At 67.7% G+C, this 12,850-nt stretch carries 14 protein-coding genes; 5 read left to right on the top strand and 9 right to left on the bottom strand.

From position 1 onward, the window contains the following. From N7333_RS15175 to N7333_RS15165, 3 genes are all read left to right on the top strand, one after another. Positions 1-169: hypothetical protein (locus tag N7333_RS15175; RefSeq protein ID WP_279859051.1), on the top strand; the 169-nt coding region annotated here is incomplete at its 5' end. A 68-nt stretch (positions 170-237) separates the two neighbouring features. Next, a complete protein-coding gene (locus N7333_RS15170; protein WP_011920909.1) occupies positions 238-1,005 on the top strand; it encodes a transporter substrate-binding domain-containing protein in 768 nt (255 codons plus the stop codon). A 147-nt stretch (positions 1,006-1,152) separates the two neighbouring features. Beyond that, positions 1,153-3,084: a methyl-accepting chemotaxis protein gene (locus N7333_RS15165; RefSeq protein WP_003242652.1), complete on the top strand. Its 1,932-nt coding sequence runs from the start codon at positions 1,153-1,155 to the stop codon at positions 3,082-3,084. 48 nt (positions 3,085-3,132) lie between these two features. On the opposite strand, the gene N7333_RS15160 is transcribed toward N7333_RS15165, so the two are convergent. The 8 genes from N7333_RS15160 to N7333_RS15125 form a co-directional block, all read right to left on the bottom strand. Further along, positions 3,133-4,260: a GGDEF domain-containing protein gene (locus N7333_RS15160; RefSeq protein ID WP_129482831.1), complete on the bottom strand. Its 1,128-nt coding sequence runs from the start codon at positions 4,258-4,260 to the stop codon at positions 3,133-3,135. A gap of 161 nt (positions 4,261-4,421) precedes the next feature. Beyond that, on the bottom strand, positions 4,422-4,871 hold the full coding sequence (locus N7333_RS15155; protein ID WP_011920912.1) for a DMT family transporter: 450 nt from the start codon (positions 4,869-4,871) through the stop codon (positions 4,422-4,424). A 36-nt stretch (positions 4,872-4,907) separates the two neighbouring features. Beyond that, positions 4,908-5,393 carry a GNAT family N-acetyltransferase gene (locus N7333_RS15150; protein ID WP_129482832.1) on the bottom strand — a complete coding sequence of 162 codons (486 nt, stop codon included), beginning with the start codon at positions 5,391-5,393 and terminating at the stop codon, positions 4,908-4,910. 16 nt (positions 5,394-5,409) lie between these two features. Further along, a complete protein-coding gene (locus N7333_RS15145) occupies positions 5,410-5,967 on the bottom strand; it encodes a DUF4136 domain-containing protein (RefSeq protein ID WP_232460463.1) in 558 nt (185 codons plus the stop codon). Between the two features lie 19 nt (positions 5,968-5,986). Continuing rightward, entirely contained in the window at positions 5,987-6,568 is a 582-nt protein-coding gene (locus N7333_RS15140) for a DUF4136 domain-containing protein (protein WP_129482834.1), read from the bottom strand. A 75-nt stretch (positions 6,569-6,643) separates the two neighbouring features. Next, positions 6,644-7,393, bottom strand: a complete 750-nt coding sequence (locus tag N7333_RS15135) for a methyltransferase domain-containing protein (protein WP_129482835.1) — start codon at positions 7,391-7,393, stop codon at positions 6,644-6,646. After that, positions 7,390-7,695 (bottom strand): nucleotide pyrophosphohydrolase, encoded by a 306-nt coding sequence (locus N7333_RS15130; RefSeq protein WP_003242664.1) that lies wholly within the window; start codon positions 7,693-7,695, stop codon positions 7,390-7,392. The genes N7333_RS15135 and N7333_RS15130 overlap by 4 nt, the downstream gene beginning before the upstream one ends. Before the next feature lie 103 nt (positions 7,696-7,798). Beyond that, positions 7,799-8,656, bottom strand: a complete 858-nt coding sequence (locus N7333_RS15125) for a MaoC/PaaZ C-terminal domain-containing protein (RefSeq protein ID WP_003242666.1) — start codon at positions 8,654-8,656, stop codon at positions 7,799-7,801. Between the two features lie 189 nt (positions 8,657-8,845). On the opposite strand from N7333_RS15125, the gene N7333_RS15120 reads away from it, so the two are divergent. Further along, on the top strand, positions 8,846-9,838 hold the full coding sequence (locus N7333_RS15120; protein ID WP_003242668.1) for an AraC family transcriptional regulator: 993 nt from the start codon (positions 8,846-8,848) through the stop codon (positions 9,836-9,838). Between the two features lie 139 nt (positions 9,839-9,977). Here N7333_RS15120 and N7333_RS15115 read toward each other — a convergent pair whose 3' ends face one another. Next, complete coding sequence (locus N7333_RS15115; protein WP_129482836.1) at positions 9,978-11,333, bottom strand: 3-oxoacyl-ACP reductase; 1,356 nt, start codon at positions 11,331-11,333, stop codon at positions 9,978-9,980. Between the two features lie 226 nt (positions 11,334-11,559). Between N7333_RS15115 and N7333_RS15110 the strand changes: the two genes are divergently transcribed. Next, positions 11,560-12,837 carry an acetyl-CoA C-acetyltransferase gene (locus N7333_RS15110; RefSeq protein WP_129482837.1) on the top strand — a complete coding sequence of 426 codons (1,278 nt, stop codon included), beginning with the start codon at positions 11,560-11,562 and terminating at the stop codon, positions 12,835-12,837. The last annotated feature ends 13 nt before the right edge of the window (positions 12,838-12,850 follow it).

Here is a 12,850-nt window from a genome sequence, read left to right as displayed (position 1 = left end):
CGCCCTGGGCGGCAGCGGCCGGCGCTGGTGGTTCGTCGACGGTCGGCCGCTGGGCGACAGCGCGATGGATGCACCTTTCAGTCATGCCTTCGAACCCGGGCAGCATCAGCTCAGCGTGCTCGACGAGGCGGGTCAGACCGCCCGTGTGCAGTTCGAGGTGACGCGTTGAGCGGCCACCCCAGATGGCGTTTTGCTGGCTAAACTCAGCAGGCAGAGTTCGCACGGGTGATACGAGCGATGACTGGGTTGTTGCGCCTGCTGCTGTTGTCGCTGCTTTGTGCCGAACTCTCGGCGACGGAGCTGGTGCTCTATACGGAAGAGAATCCGCCCATCAACTTCAGCCAGGCCGGTGAGCCTGACGGCATGGCCGTCGAGGTGGTCCGGGAGCTGCTGCAGCGCACCGACAGCCGCGCGCAGATTCTCAGCGTGCCCTGGGCGCGCGGCTACCGGATGGCGACCACCCAGCCCGACGTCGGCCTGTTCGTGACGGTGCGCACCCCCGAGCGCGAGACGCTGTTCCGCTGGGTCGGGCCGATCATCAGTACCCGCACCAGTCTGTACGCCCGCAGTGGCGAGGCGCTGCCGGTCACCAGTCTGGAAGAGGCCCGGCAACTGGGGCGCATCGCCGTGCCGCGTGACTGGTATTCGCATCAGGTGCTGGTGCGGCTGGGGTTCAGCAACCTGGAGCTGGTGCCGAAACCCCACGAAATGGTGCGCATGACCCTGCTGGGGCGGGTGCCTCTGATGGTCTACGAGGACCAGTTGCTGCCGGGCCTGCTGCAGGAGGTGGGCGCGGCGCCGGATGCCCTGCAACATGTGCATACCTTCATGCGCACCAGCAGCTATATCGCCTTCTCCCTCGGCACCGACCCGGTGCTGGTGCAGCGCTGGCAGGCGGAACTCGACGCGATGAAGCACGACGGCAGCTTCGCGCGCATCCATCTGCGCTGGTTTCCCGATGAGCCGCCCGCGGGATTGCTGGCCGATCAGGACCTGCTGCCGTGAATGACCGGGGCCGACCGCACGTCTGAAAACGACGGATTGCCCCTTATTTCTTGCCCCTGAGCGCCGATACGGTTTGCGCGTGGTCTTGTCTGTAATATTGTGGACACAATTGTATCCAATGTGTCTGGCGAACTTCTGGAGTGCCCTATGCTTCTATGGCAACGCAGTATTCAGTGGCAGTTGATACTCAGCATGGGCGCTGCCCTGCTGGCCAGTATTCTGATCGTCGTGGGCATCTACTCGGCGGTGGTCAATCGTCTGACCGAGCGCTACCTGATCGAAGAGGCGTTACCGGCGCGGGTGCTGGCGATCCGCAACGATCTGGAACGCGTGCTCACCGCACCGATCACCGCCAACGCCTCGATTGCCGAGAACAGCCTGGTGCAGGACTGGCTGGCCGCCGGTGAAGACGCTGCGCGACGCGACGAGTTCGCTCGCTACCTGGAAGGCGTGCGTGCCCAGCAGAACGCCATGACCACCTCCATCGTCGCCCTGGCCAGCGGCAACTACACCACCGGTGAAGGGCTGATGCGCACCCTCGACCGCAGTCAGGCAGAGAACCAGTGGTTCTATCGCCTGGTCGACAGCGACCGCGACCGCGTGCTGGAGATCGATATCGACAAGACCACGCGCCTGCCCACGCTGTTCATCAATCAGCGCATCAGGCAGGGCGGCAAGACGCTCGGTGTGTCCGGGCTGGGCTACAACCTGGCGGACATGTCGAAGATGATCAGCGAGTTCCGTTTCGGCACGCGCGGCCAGGTGTTTCTGATCGACAGCCAGGGCAACGTCAAGGTGCACCCGCGCACGGAGCTGAGCGGCAGCGGCAGGCTCGTTGAGCTGTTCGGCGCCGACGCCGGCCGCCAGGTGCTGGCTGGCGACAGCCGTGCGGTGCGCTTCGAGCGCGACGGCGAAACCTTTCTCGCCGTGGCGCAGAAGTTCGCCAGCCTGGACTGGCTGCTGGTCAGCGAGGTGCCGGAGGCGGAGATCTATGCCGAGGCGCGTCAGGCGCTGCTGCTGACCAGCCTGATCGGCGTCGCCGTGGCGCTGCTGTTCCTCGGCCTGGTGGTATTGCTGGCGCGCGGGCTGGTGCGGCCGATTCGCCAGGTCACCCAGGCGCTGGTGGAAATCGGCGGCGGTGGCGGCGACCTGACCCGTCGGCTGGATGAGTCGCGCGCCGACGAGCTGGGTGACCTGGCCCGCGGCTTCAATCGTTTCCTGGGCAGCCAGCGCGAGCTGATCGGCGACGTGCTGGCCACCAGCGAACGCCTGCGCACGGCGGTCGCGCAGGTGGCGCAGGTGGTGGAGAACACCGCCGGGCGCGCCGGGCAGCAGCAGGAAATGACCGATATGGTGGCCACGGCCGTGCACGAGATGGGCCTGACCGTGCAGGAGATCGCGCGCAACGCCAGCAATGCCGCGCAGTCCTCGCACACGGCGCGTGACGAGGCGAAGACCGCCCGCCAGGTGGTGGGGCAATCCATCGCCCATATCGAGCGGATGTCCGCCGATATCGGCAGCGCCGCCGAGGCGGTGGCCGAGCTGGCCGAGCAGGTCGCCTCCATCGACCAGGTGCTGGCGGTGATCCGCGGCATCTCCGAGCAGACCAATCTGCTGGCGCTCAACGCCGCCATCGAAGCGGCGCGGGCCGGCGAGATGGGCCGCGGTTTCGCCGTGGTCGCCGACGAGGTGCGCACCCTGGCCAGCCGTACCCAGGCTTCCACCGACGAGATCCAGCAGATGATCCAGCGCCTCAAGCAGGGCGCCGACACCGCGGTGAGCTCCATGCACGCGGGGCAGGCGGCGACCGGTACCGGGGTCGAGGCCAGCCAGCGTACCGGGCAGTCGCTCGGCGCGATCACCGAGCAGGTCGAGCGCATCAGCGACATGAACACCCAGGTAGCGGCGGCGACCGAGGAGCAGAGCTCGGTGACCGAGGAAATCAACCGCAACGTGCAGGGCATCGCCGACCTGGCGCATGCCACTACAGGCGAAGTGCGAGCCTGCCGCGAGGATTGCCAGACCCTGCGTCGCCTGGCCGATGACCTGGCCGGACAGATGGGCAAGTTCAGGCTTTGAACGGCGGCGGCCGGGTAGGCGTGCCGCGCGATCCGCAATCAGCGGGTCTCAGTGATCAGCCGCAACCAGACGGTTGCGGCCTTCGCGCTTGGCTCGGTAGAGGGCGCTGTCGACGCGCTTGAAAAAGGCGTCGGCATCGCTGTCCTGGCGTTTGTCGAAACTGCCGACGCCGAGGCTGGTGGTCAGTTTCAGGCGCTGGTCGGCCAGTTGCAGTCCTTCGCTTTCCAGCTCCTGGCGAAAGCGCTCGGCCATTTCCCGGGCCTGGGCCAGGGTGGTGCCGGGCAGCAGCACGCCGAATTCCTCGCCGCCCAGGCGCAACAGCGCGTCGCCGTCACGGCGAAACACCTGGCGCATGCGTTCGGCGAAGGCACTCAGACAGGCGTCGCCACCGGCGTGACCGTGCTCATCGTTGACCTTCTTGAAGAAGTCGATGTCCAGCAGCACCAGCGACAGCGGCTCGCCCTGACGCAGGGCATTGGCCACCAGGCTGGGGAACAGGTTGTTGAACTGATAGCGGTTGCCCAGCTGGGTCAGGCTGTCGGTGCGGCTGAGCAGATCGAGCTGGCTCTGCTGCTCCAGCAGTTTCAACTCCAGCTCCAGGGTGGCGCGGTATTCCCGGTGATTGCGGCCGAGCACCAGAATCAGATAGCCGAGGTAGCAGGTCAGGGTGATCAGCATGGCGTGCATGCTCTGCCAGTTCAGCGCCATGACCGCCAGGCCGGGCAGGTAGAGCAGGGCCAGCGCCAACAGTGCACGGCCGCGGCGCATGGCGAAGTTGAAGGTCATTGCGGTGCTGAAGGCCACCGTGGCCAGGGTGGCGATCAGCTCCGAGTCGTCGTACTCGCTGCGGTACAGCACCCAGGCGTGGGCCTGGCCCCAGCACAGGGCGGTGAGCAGGATCAGCCCCCAGTGGTGATCCAGCCAGCGCTGCAGTTGCACCGGGCTGTCGAGGCCGTGCGGACGATGCAGCAGGCGCGCCGTGAGCAGCGCGGCGAACAGGATGGAGCCGAGCAGACCGCTGGCCAGCAGGCTGCCGGGCGAGGCGCTGAAACCCCAGGTGAGCAGCCAGGCGAGCAGGTAGAAGAAGCCGCCCAGGCGAGTGCGGATGCGCGTGTCGTCCACTTCGCGCCACAGGGCGAAGGTGTTGGGCTGGCGCGGTACTTCGGCGTCGGTCATGGTCGTGGCCCGCCTTGCCTGACGGCCGCCTCCGGTGCGGCGCAGGCGAGGGCAGCACCTTCTCCCGAAAATATTTTGTGATCACAGGAACTGCTTGCTCGAGCATAACGCCTTTTGCGCAGACGCAGGATGTCTAATTGCCAGTAGCTGTTCGCCATTCGTCAGCCGCGGCGGATCAGCCAGATACCGGCCACGATCAGCAGCAGCCCGGCCACCTTGCCGAGGGTCACCGGCGATTCGCGAAAGCCGGCCCAGCCGAAATGGTCGAGGGTGATGGCCATGGCCAGCTGGCCGGCGATCACCAGCACCATGAACAGCAGCGCACCGACCCGCGGCCCGGCGAAGGCGGCGGTGGCGATGAAGAAGGCGCCGAGCAGACCGCCGCTCCAGTGCCACCAGCTCAGTTCCCTCAGTGCGCCCAGGCCGGGCATTTCGCGCTGGCTGAGGGTCATCAGCAGCAGCGCCAGGCCGCCCACGCTGAAGGAGATCAACGCCGCGGCCAGCACGCTGGCGAGATGGCGGGCAAGCTGGCCGTTGATGCCGGCCTGCAGCGGCAGCACGGCGCCGGCGATGAATGGCAGGGCGAGCAGCCAGCCGCTGACATGATTCATGGGCAACTCCAGAAAGGACAAGCGAGATGAAGGGCGTTACGGCAGAGGCTTTTCCAGTTGCACCAAGGCGACGCGGCTGCCATCGGGCGCGCGGCGCTCGACGATGCCGACGGCGTTGTAGCCCAGGCGGCTGTAGAGCAGCAGGCCGCCGGCATTGGCGTTGAAGCAGGAAACCTTCATCAGCGGCACCTTGTAGCGCTCGCGTGCGAGATTTTCCATCACCTCCACCAGGTACTGCGCCACGCCCTGGCCGCGTGCCCAGGGCGCCACCATCAGGTTGCCCAGGGCGCAGAATTCGCCATGCTGCCATTGGTAGAAGTTGGCGAAGCCGGCGATCCTGCCGCCGAGTTCGACCACGGTGCTGTCGCGGCGCTCGGCGATGGCGGCGGCGAGCTGGCCGACGTTCAGCGGCCAGACGGCCTTGGGGTAGCAGAAGAACAGTTCCTCGGCGTTTTGCGGGAAGCCGACCACTTCGCCAAGGTCGGCGGCCGTGGCCGGGCGGTGCTGCAGGTTTGCGTTCAAGCGGGATGATCCTTGTTCAGCGCGGTGGATATTGCGAGAGCACCTGAGTGACGGTTTCGCGGATCGCCCGTTCGCGTTCCGCCGGGCTGGGCGGCTGGCTGCGCATCACCTGCTCACCGCTGCCACGCCAGACCAGCTTGCCGTCGCGGGCGTCGTACAGATCGATCTGCAGGGTGGCGACCTTGTAGTCCACGCGGCGCGTTTCGGTGAAGGCCGGGCCGCCCCAATACCCTCCCCAGTAGCCGCCCCAGCCACCGCCGTACTGGGTGGTGATCTGGTCCTGGCGCTCGTCGACGATCAGCACGCTCTGCACCTTCAGGTCGCCCTGGCCATCGGCCGCCTGGCGCAGACCGCGCTGGTCGAGCTGTTCGGCCACGGCCTGGCTGATGCGGGCCTCGGTGATGTCGCTTTTCAGGCGGGCATCGTCGGGTTGATAGGCCAGCCGCTGCTCCATCCAGCTCCAGCTGCGGTAGGCGGCGAAGTCGCGGCTGGGGTCGAAGTCGCGCTCCAGGCTGACGCTGGCGCAGCCGCTCAGCAGCAGGGCGAGGAGCAGGTAGGGCAGGGTACGCATGATGCTCTCCGGAAGCAGTCGATCAATAGGGAGGGTAGCCGTCGAGGGCGGCGCGGATGGCCGCGCGCATGGCATCGGCCTGCGCCGCCTGGTCCTTGCCGGCGACGGCTTCGCCGCTGCCTGACCAGACCACCTGATGGTCGCGTGGGTCGATCAGCTCGATGCGCACCACCGCCACTCTCTGCTCGTAGGTGCGGACGATGGGCACGCTGCCGTAGGCGCCGTAACGGCGATCCCAGTGGCTGCCGGTGCCATAGTAGCCGCCGACGTTGTCCTGGTACTGACGCAGACGGGTTTCCTGGCTGATGTAGGCGCGGACCAGCAGGTCGCCGGGGCCGTTGAGCGCCGGACGCAGGCCGTATTGATCGAGACCGGCGCTGACGCTGTCTGCCAACTGCTCGCCGCCGGGGGCGCGGCCGTCCAGCCAGCTCCAGCTGCGGTAGCGGCCGTAGTCTCGCGGTGGCGCGGGGTAGGCGCTGCGGTCGAAGGTGCTGGCAGCGCCAGGCGGCGCCGGCGGCATCGGCAGCGATTCGGCCTGGTAGGGGTTCTGGCTCTGGCAGGCCACCAGCAGCGGCAGGATGAACAAGGTTATGGCGGTGCGCATGGTCGTCTCCGTGGTCGCGCGCGACTTCCCCGATGGCTTCAGGCTACGCCGGGCTGCCGGCTTCGTCCAATGCGCTCAAAGGGGCCGGCAGACCCAGTGCAGGTAGCGGCCGAGGCCGGCGAAGGTGGGGTGGCGGCGGTGCGCCAGCTCCATTTCCAGCAGGTCGATGAGCTCGGCCTTGGCCTGAAATTCCTGCGGCATGTAGTCGTGAAACACGCGCACGCCGCTACGGCTTTCGACCTGCCAGTGCTCGCCGAGTTGCGTGGCCAGCTCGCGCGGGTCGAGCGGGCGTTGCGGGGTCAGGCTCTGGCCCTCGCCGGCGAAGCGTTCCTTGCGCAGCTTGCGAAAATGCCCCTTGAGCAGGTTGCGGTAGATCAGTGCGTCCTTGTTGTAGAAGGCCAGCGACAGCCAGCCGCCCTTGGCCGTCAGCTGGTGCAGCACCGGCAGGATGGCGCCCGGTTCGGCCAGCCACTCCAGCACGGCGTGGCACAGCACCAGGTCATAGGGCTGATCGAGTCGGCCGAGCAACTCCTGCCAGGGCGCCTGGATGAAGGTGGCGCGCTGCCCGGCCTCGGCGAAGCGCTGGCGCGCCCCTTCGAGCATGGGCTCGGCGGGTTCGGCCAGGGTGACGTCATGGCCGCGCCCGGCCAGCCACAGACTCATGTGACCGAGACCGGCACCGACATCCAGCACCCGCAGCGGACGGTCCGGCAGCGCTTCGGCCAGGTCGGCCTGCAACACGGCCAGGCGGATGGCACCCTTGGCGCCACCGTAGATCTTCTCGGCGAAGCGGGTGGCGAGTTCGTCGAAGTGGCGGTCGCTCATTTGAGGAAGCGCCGTTCGTTGTCGGCGAGCTTGTCGAGCACGGCCTGGTTCATGTCGAGGCCCAGCTCGCTGCACAGCTGCAGGAGGTAGAGCACCACGTCGGCCACTTCCTGCCCGGCGTGGGCGAGCTGTTCGGGGGACAGCTGGCGGGACTGCTCCTCGCTCAGCCACTGGAAGATTTCCACCAGCTCGGCCATTTCCACGCTGGCGGCCATGGCCAGGTTCTTCGGGCTCTGGTAACGACGCCAGTCGTTGTGATCGCGAATGGCGTGCATGCGCGCGGTGAGTGCAGCGATGTTCATGGTGCGGCTCCTGTCGAGCCGCATAGCTTCGGCCCGAACGGGGGCGACCGCAAGTCGTTGCTGGGAGCGCATGGCCCGTAGCCCGGATTGCATCCGGGCTACGTCAGGCAGGCAGCGGCTGCCAGCTCCCGGCCATATGCGGCGTATCGTTTTCGCCGATCAGGCGGAACTGCCCGCTTGCGGCCGGCTCGCTGGCCTGCAGGGCGACATGGGTCGGCAGCAGCACCGGTTTCTGGAAGCGCACCTCCACCTCGTACCCGGCCAGTGGCAGGTGCGCCTGCAGCGCGCCCAGGCTGCCGGCCTTGTTCCACAGGCCATGGGCGATGGCGCGGGGGAAACCGAACAGCTTTGCCGTCACGGCATACAGGTGGATCGGGTTGTAGTCACCGGCCACGCGGGCGTAACGCCGGCCGGTATCGGCAGGCACGGCCCAGTCGGCCAGTGGTGCCAGCGGCAGAGGCTCCTGTTCGGCTCGGGGTTGCGGCTGTCCCTCGAGACGCAGGGCGCGACAGAGGATGCGGCTGTCGCCTTCCCAGAGCAGGCCGAGCTGGTCCTCCAGTCGGGTGATCAGGCTGAAGGTGGCGCCCTTGTCGTGCGGCTGCAGATCGCTCACCTGCACGCTGACCTGGAACGGCCCCAGCCCGCCCAGCGGACGCAGCACGCGGATGCGGTTCTCCAGGTGCACCAGGCCCAGCAGCGGAAAGGGGAAGCGGCGGTCGGTGAGCAGCTGCATTTGCAATGGGAAGGCGAGGATGTGCGGATACACCGGCGGCAGATAGGCGCTCTCGGCAAGGCCGCAGACCTGGCGATAGCGCGCCAGGTGCTGCGGATCGATGTCCACGCGGCAGCGCAGGCCCAGGTCGGGCAGCTGACGGCCGGTGACCTTGCGCCGCAGCGCGGCGCGCAGGAACAGGCCGGGCAGGGCAGGTGGGGTGTCGAGATCGAGCCAGTCGATGGCCATTGGCGAACTCCTTGGCGAAGGGATGGCAGCAGCTTAACCCTCAGACCCGTGCTGGCATTGGCTGTTCTGCCCAGCGTGTGCGCAGGGCAGTCAATCGGTCTGCTGCGCGGTTTGCGCGCGGCGGCTCGCTGCCCCTAAGATGGCGCGGTTCACGAATAATGCTCACGAATAAGAAGAACAGCAGGAATCATGCGTGATCTGACCGACGATGTGGCGCTGATGCGCCCGGTAATCGATGCCCTGCGTGCCAGCGGAACCGATCCTGACCGCGTGCTGGTGCGCGTTGGCCTGCCGCCCGGCGGGCTGCCGGCCGGCCGTTTCCCCCATGCGGCGCAGGCGGCGTTCTGGAAGGCCGCCAGCGAAGAATGTGGCGAGGAGCATGTAGGCCTGTACCTGGCCCAGCACCTGCCGGCTTTCCATGGCCTGCTGCTGGAATATCTGTTTCTCTCCAGCGAAACCTTCGGCGCCGGCCTGCGCCATGCCCTGCGCTATGTGCGCCTGCTTTCCGACACCCTCAATGCGCGCCTGGACGTGAGTGGCGAAGTGGCCGTGCTGACCCTGGGCATGGACGCGGAAACGCCGCGGCATTTTCCGGAAATGCTGGCCGGCGCGGTGATCCGTCTGTTCGCCGCGCTGACCGAGAACGATTTTCGCCCGCGCGAAGTGCGCTTCATGCATGCCGAAGGCGCGCCCGCCGAGCGCTACCAGGCCACCTATGGCTGTCCGGCCCGCCTGGGCGCCGAGGACTGCGCGCTGGTCTTCGATGCCGCTGTGCTGAACAAGGCCTCGCGCCACGCCGCCCCGGAACTGCTGCGCATGCATGAGTCGCTGGCGCGGCGGCAACTGGCGGAGGTGGAGCGGCTGGATCTGGTGCGTCAGGTGCGCGAGCTGATCGCCGAGCTGCTGGTCGACGGCGGCGCGACGCTGGAGCAGGTAGCCGGCCGCCTGAACATGCCGGCGCGGCGTCTGCGTGAGCGCCTGGCCATGGCCGGCGTGCGCTTCAACGACCTGATCACCGATTACCGCTGCCGCCTGGCCAAGGAGCTGCTGCTCAAGACCGACGAGCGTATCGAAGTGATAGTCGAGCGCACCGGCTTTTCCGAGCCGAGCACCTTCTACCGCGCGTTCAAGCGCTGGGTCGGCGAAACGCCGGTGGAGTTTCGCAAGCGCGGCAAGGCGTGATCCCGGGCAGGGTGCGCCATGTGCACCCACGCCCCTGCCGGCTTCAGCTGATGACCGCGGTGCGCGCGGCGCACCCTACCTCATGCGCCCCTAGGGTGGGCCGGGCGGCGATCCGCTTCAGCCCACCACCGTAACGTTATCAAGCCCCCAACAAACTCTGCCCACACACGCGCAGCACCTGCGCGGTCACCGCGCCCGAGCCCGGTTGGGCGAACCAGGCCACGGCCTCGGCGACGTCCTGCGGCAGGCCGCCCTGGCTCATGGAGTTCATCCGTCGTCCGGCTTCGCGGATGCCCAGCGGAATGGCCGCGGTCATCTGCGTTTCGATGAACCCCGGTGCCACGGCATTGATGCTGATGCCCTTCTTGCCCAGCGCCGGCGCCCAGGCCTGGGCCAGGCCGATCACGCCGGCCTTGCTCACCGCGTAGTTGGTCTGGCCCATGTTGCCGGCGATGCCGCTGATCGAGGCGATCAGCACCACGCGGCCGTTGTCGTGCAGCTTGTCGGCGTCCAGCAGCGCCTGGGTCAGCACCTGCGGCGCCTTGAGGTTGACGTCGATCACCGAGTTCCAGAAGGCATCGCTCATCTTCGCCAGGGTCTTGTCGCGGGTGATGCCGGCGTTGTGTACGACGATATCCAGGCCCTCGGGCAGCGCCTCGACCAAGCGCTGCGGCGCGTCCTCGGCGCAGATGTCCAGGGTCACCGCCCGCCCACCCAGGCGCGCGGCCAACGCCTGCAGCGCATCGGCCGCCTGTGGCACGTCGAGCAGCACCACCTCGGCGCCGTCACGGGCGAGCACCTCGGCGATGGAGGCGCCGATGCCGCGCGAGGCGCCGGTGACCAGGGCCTTCTTGCCGGCCAGCGGGCGCGTCCAGTCCCTGACCTGTTCGGCGCAGGCGCCAAGGCGCAGCACCTGGCCGGAGACATAGGCGCTCTTGGGCGAGAGGAAGAAGCGCAGCGCACCTTCCAGCTGCTGATCGCCACCCTTGCCGACATACAGCAGCTGCACGCTGCCGCCGCGACGAATTTCCTTGCCCAGCGAGCGGGTGAAGCCTTCCAGGGAACGCTGCACGCTGGCGGCGACGGGGTCCTTGAGCGACTCGGGGGCGCGGCCCAGCACCACCACGCGCGGGCTGTTGGCCAGGCCCTTGAAGGTGGGCTGGAAGAAGTCGCGCAGCTCGATCAGTTGCTCGAAGCGGGTCAGGTGGCTGGCGTCGAATACCAGCGCCTTGAGTTTCGGGCCGTGCTCGGCGGTCCAGCGCGGCAGCTCCAGCTGGCCGTCGCGTGCGGCGAACAGCTGATCGGTGAGCTTGTTGGCGAAGGGCAGCACGGCCTTGAGCAGGTCGCCTTCACCGCCCAGCAACAGGGCGCCATCCACCGGTCGCACGCGTCCGGCCATCCAGCGCTCCAGGCGCACCGGTGCCGGCAGGCCGAGGGCACCGACCAGGCGGCGGCCAGTGGGGGAGTTGGCGAAGGCGAGGTAACGGTCGGACATGAAGGGCTCCTGCGGGCGAATCGAAAGTCGTGTCACTGTACGCGGCGACAGGCAAAGCGCAATTGACTCTGTTGCCCCACGCGCCGGCAAGGCGGCCAATGTTCGCACCTGTCCGAGGTTTAGCCTGTGCGATCAGGCTACAGTGTCAGTCTCATGTTTCTGGGAACCGGCTGACGAGCAATAGTTCGTCGTTCGATTCTGCTCATTCGACCAGCAAGGAGTTCTCATGGCCCAGTTGCGCCGGGTCGCCATCGTAGGCGGCAACCGTATTCCGTTCGCCCGTTCCAACACCGTCTACGCCAGGGCGAGCAACCAGGAGATGCTCACCAGCGCCCTTGAGGGGCTGGTGGAGCGCTTCAACCTGCATGGCGAGCGCCTCGGTGAGGTGGTGGCCGGTGCGGTGCTCAAGCATTCGCGTGACTTCAACCTGACCCGCGAGTGCGTGCTGGGCTCGCGTCTGGCACCGGAAACCCCGGCCTACGACCTGCAGCAGGCCTGCGGCACCGGCCTGGAAGCCGCGATTCTGGTGGCCAACAAGATCGCCCTCGGGCAGATCGACTGCGGCATAGCCGGCGGCGTCGACACCACCTCCGATGCGCCCATCGGCGTCAACGAGGGGCTGCGCCAGATCCTGCTGGAAGCCAACCGCGGCAAGAGCACCGGCGACAAGATCAAGAGCCTGCTGAAGATTCGTCCGCGCCACCTGGCGCCGCACATTCCGCGCAATGGCGAGCCGCGTACCGGGCTGTCGATGGGCGAGCATTGCGAGCTGATGGCGCAGCGCTGGGCCATCCCCCGCGACGAGCAGGATCAGCTGGCGCTGGCCAGCCATCAGAAGCTGGCGGCGGCCTATGCCGACGGCTGGCAGGACGATCTGATGACGCCGTTTCTCGGCCTGACCCGCGACCAGAACCTGCGCCCGGACATCAGCGCGGAGAAGCTCGCCACCCTCAAGCCCTGCTTCGAGCGCGGCCCGCGCGGCACCCTGACTCCGGCCAACTCCACGCCGCTGACCGATGGCGCCTCGGTGGTGCTGCTGGCCAGCGAGGAGTGGGCCCAGGCCCGCGGCCTGCCGGTGCTGGCCTACCTGCGCGACGGCGAGGCGGCGGCGGTGGATTTCGTCCAGGGCAAGGAGGGCCTGCTGATGGCGCCGGTCTACGCCGTGCCGCGTCTGCTGGCGCGCAACGACCTGAGCCTGCAGGACTTCGACTACTACGAGATTCACGAAGCCTTTGCCGCCCAGGTGCTGTGCACCCTCAAGGCCTGGGAAGACGCCGACTACTGCCGGGAACGCCTGGGCCTGGCCGCGCCGCTGGGCGCCATCGATCGCAGCAAGATGAACGTCAAGGGTAGCTCGCTGGCCGCCGGCCACCCCTTCGCCGCCACCGGAGGGCGCATCGTCGCCAACCTGGCCAAGCTGCTGGCGGTGGCCGGTCAGGGGCGCGGGCTCATCTCCATCTGCGCCGCGGGCGGTCAGGGTGTGACCGCAATCCTCGAGCGGTAATCCAATACGGGTG

The sequence above is a fragment of the Pseudomonas sp. GD04158 genome (assembly GCF_029834875.1).
Lineage (GTDB): Bacteria > Pseudomonadota > Gammaproteobacteria > Pseudomonadales > Pseudomonadaceae > Aquipseudomonas > Aquipseudomonas hydrolytica.
Note: the sequence above shows the minus strand (reverse complement) of the source record. Positions and strands in the feature narration are given on the sequence as shown.

Excerpts from the sequence above, each read along its gene's own strand:
- N7333_RS15140 (WP_129482834.1), bottom strand. The coding sequence starts at position 6,568 with ATGCGCACCGCCATAACCTTGTTCATCCTGCCGCTGCTGGTGGCCTGC.
- N7333_RS15115 (WP_129482836.1), bottom strand. The coding sequence starts at position 11,333 with ATGTCCGACCGTTACCTCGCCTTCGCCAACTCCCCCACTGGCCGCCGC.
- N7333_RS15160 (WP_129482831.1), bottom strand. The coding sequence starts at position 4,260 with ATGACCGACGCCGAAGTACCGCGCCAGCCCAACACCTTCGCCCTGTGG.
- N7333_RS15135 (WP_129482835.1), bottom strand. The coding sequence starts at position 7,393 with ATGAGCGACCGCCACTTCGACGAACTCGCCACCCGCTTCGCCGAGAAG.
- N7333_RS15165 (WP_003242652.1), top strand. The coding sequence starts at position 1,153 with ATGCTTCTATGGCAACGCAGTATTCAGTGGCAGTTGATACTCAGCATG.
- N7333_RS15155 (WP_011920912.1), bottom strand. The coding sequence starts at position 4,871 with ATGAATCATGTCAGCGGCTGGCTGCTCGCCCTGCCATTCATCGCCGGC.
- N7333_RS15110 (WP_129482837.1), top strand. The coding sequence starts at position 11,560 with ATGGCCCAGTTGCGCCGGGTCGCCATCGTAGGCGGCAACCGTATTCCG.
- N7333_RS15130 (WP_003242664.1), bottom strand. The coding sequence starts at position 7,695 with ATGAACATCGCTGCACTCACCGCGCGCATGCACGCCATTCGCGATCAC.
- N7333_RS15125 (WP_003242666.1), bottom strand. The coding sequence starts at position 8,656 with ATGGCCATCGACTGGCTCGATCTCGACACCCCACCTGCCCTGCCCGGC.
- N7333_RS15170 (WP_011920909.1), top strand. The coding sequence starts at position 238 with ATGACTGGGTTGTTGCGCCTGCTGCTGTTGTCGCTGCTTTGTGCCGAA.
- N7333_RS15120 (WP_003242668.1), top strand. The coding sequence starts at position 8,846 with ATGCGTGATCTGACCGACGATGTGGCGCTGATGCGCCCGGTAATCGAT.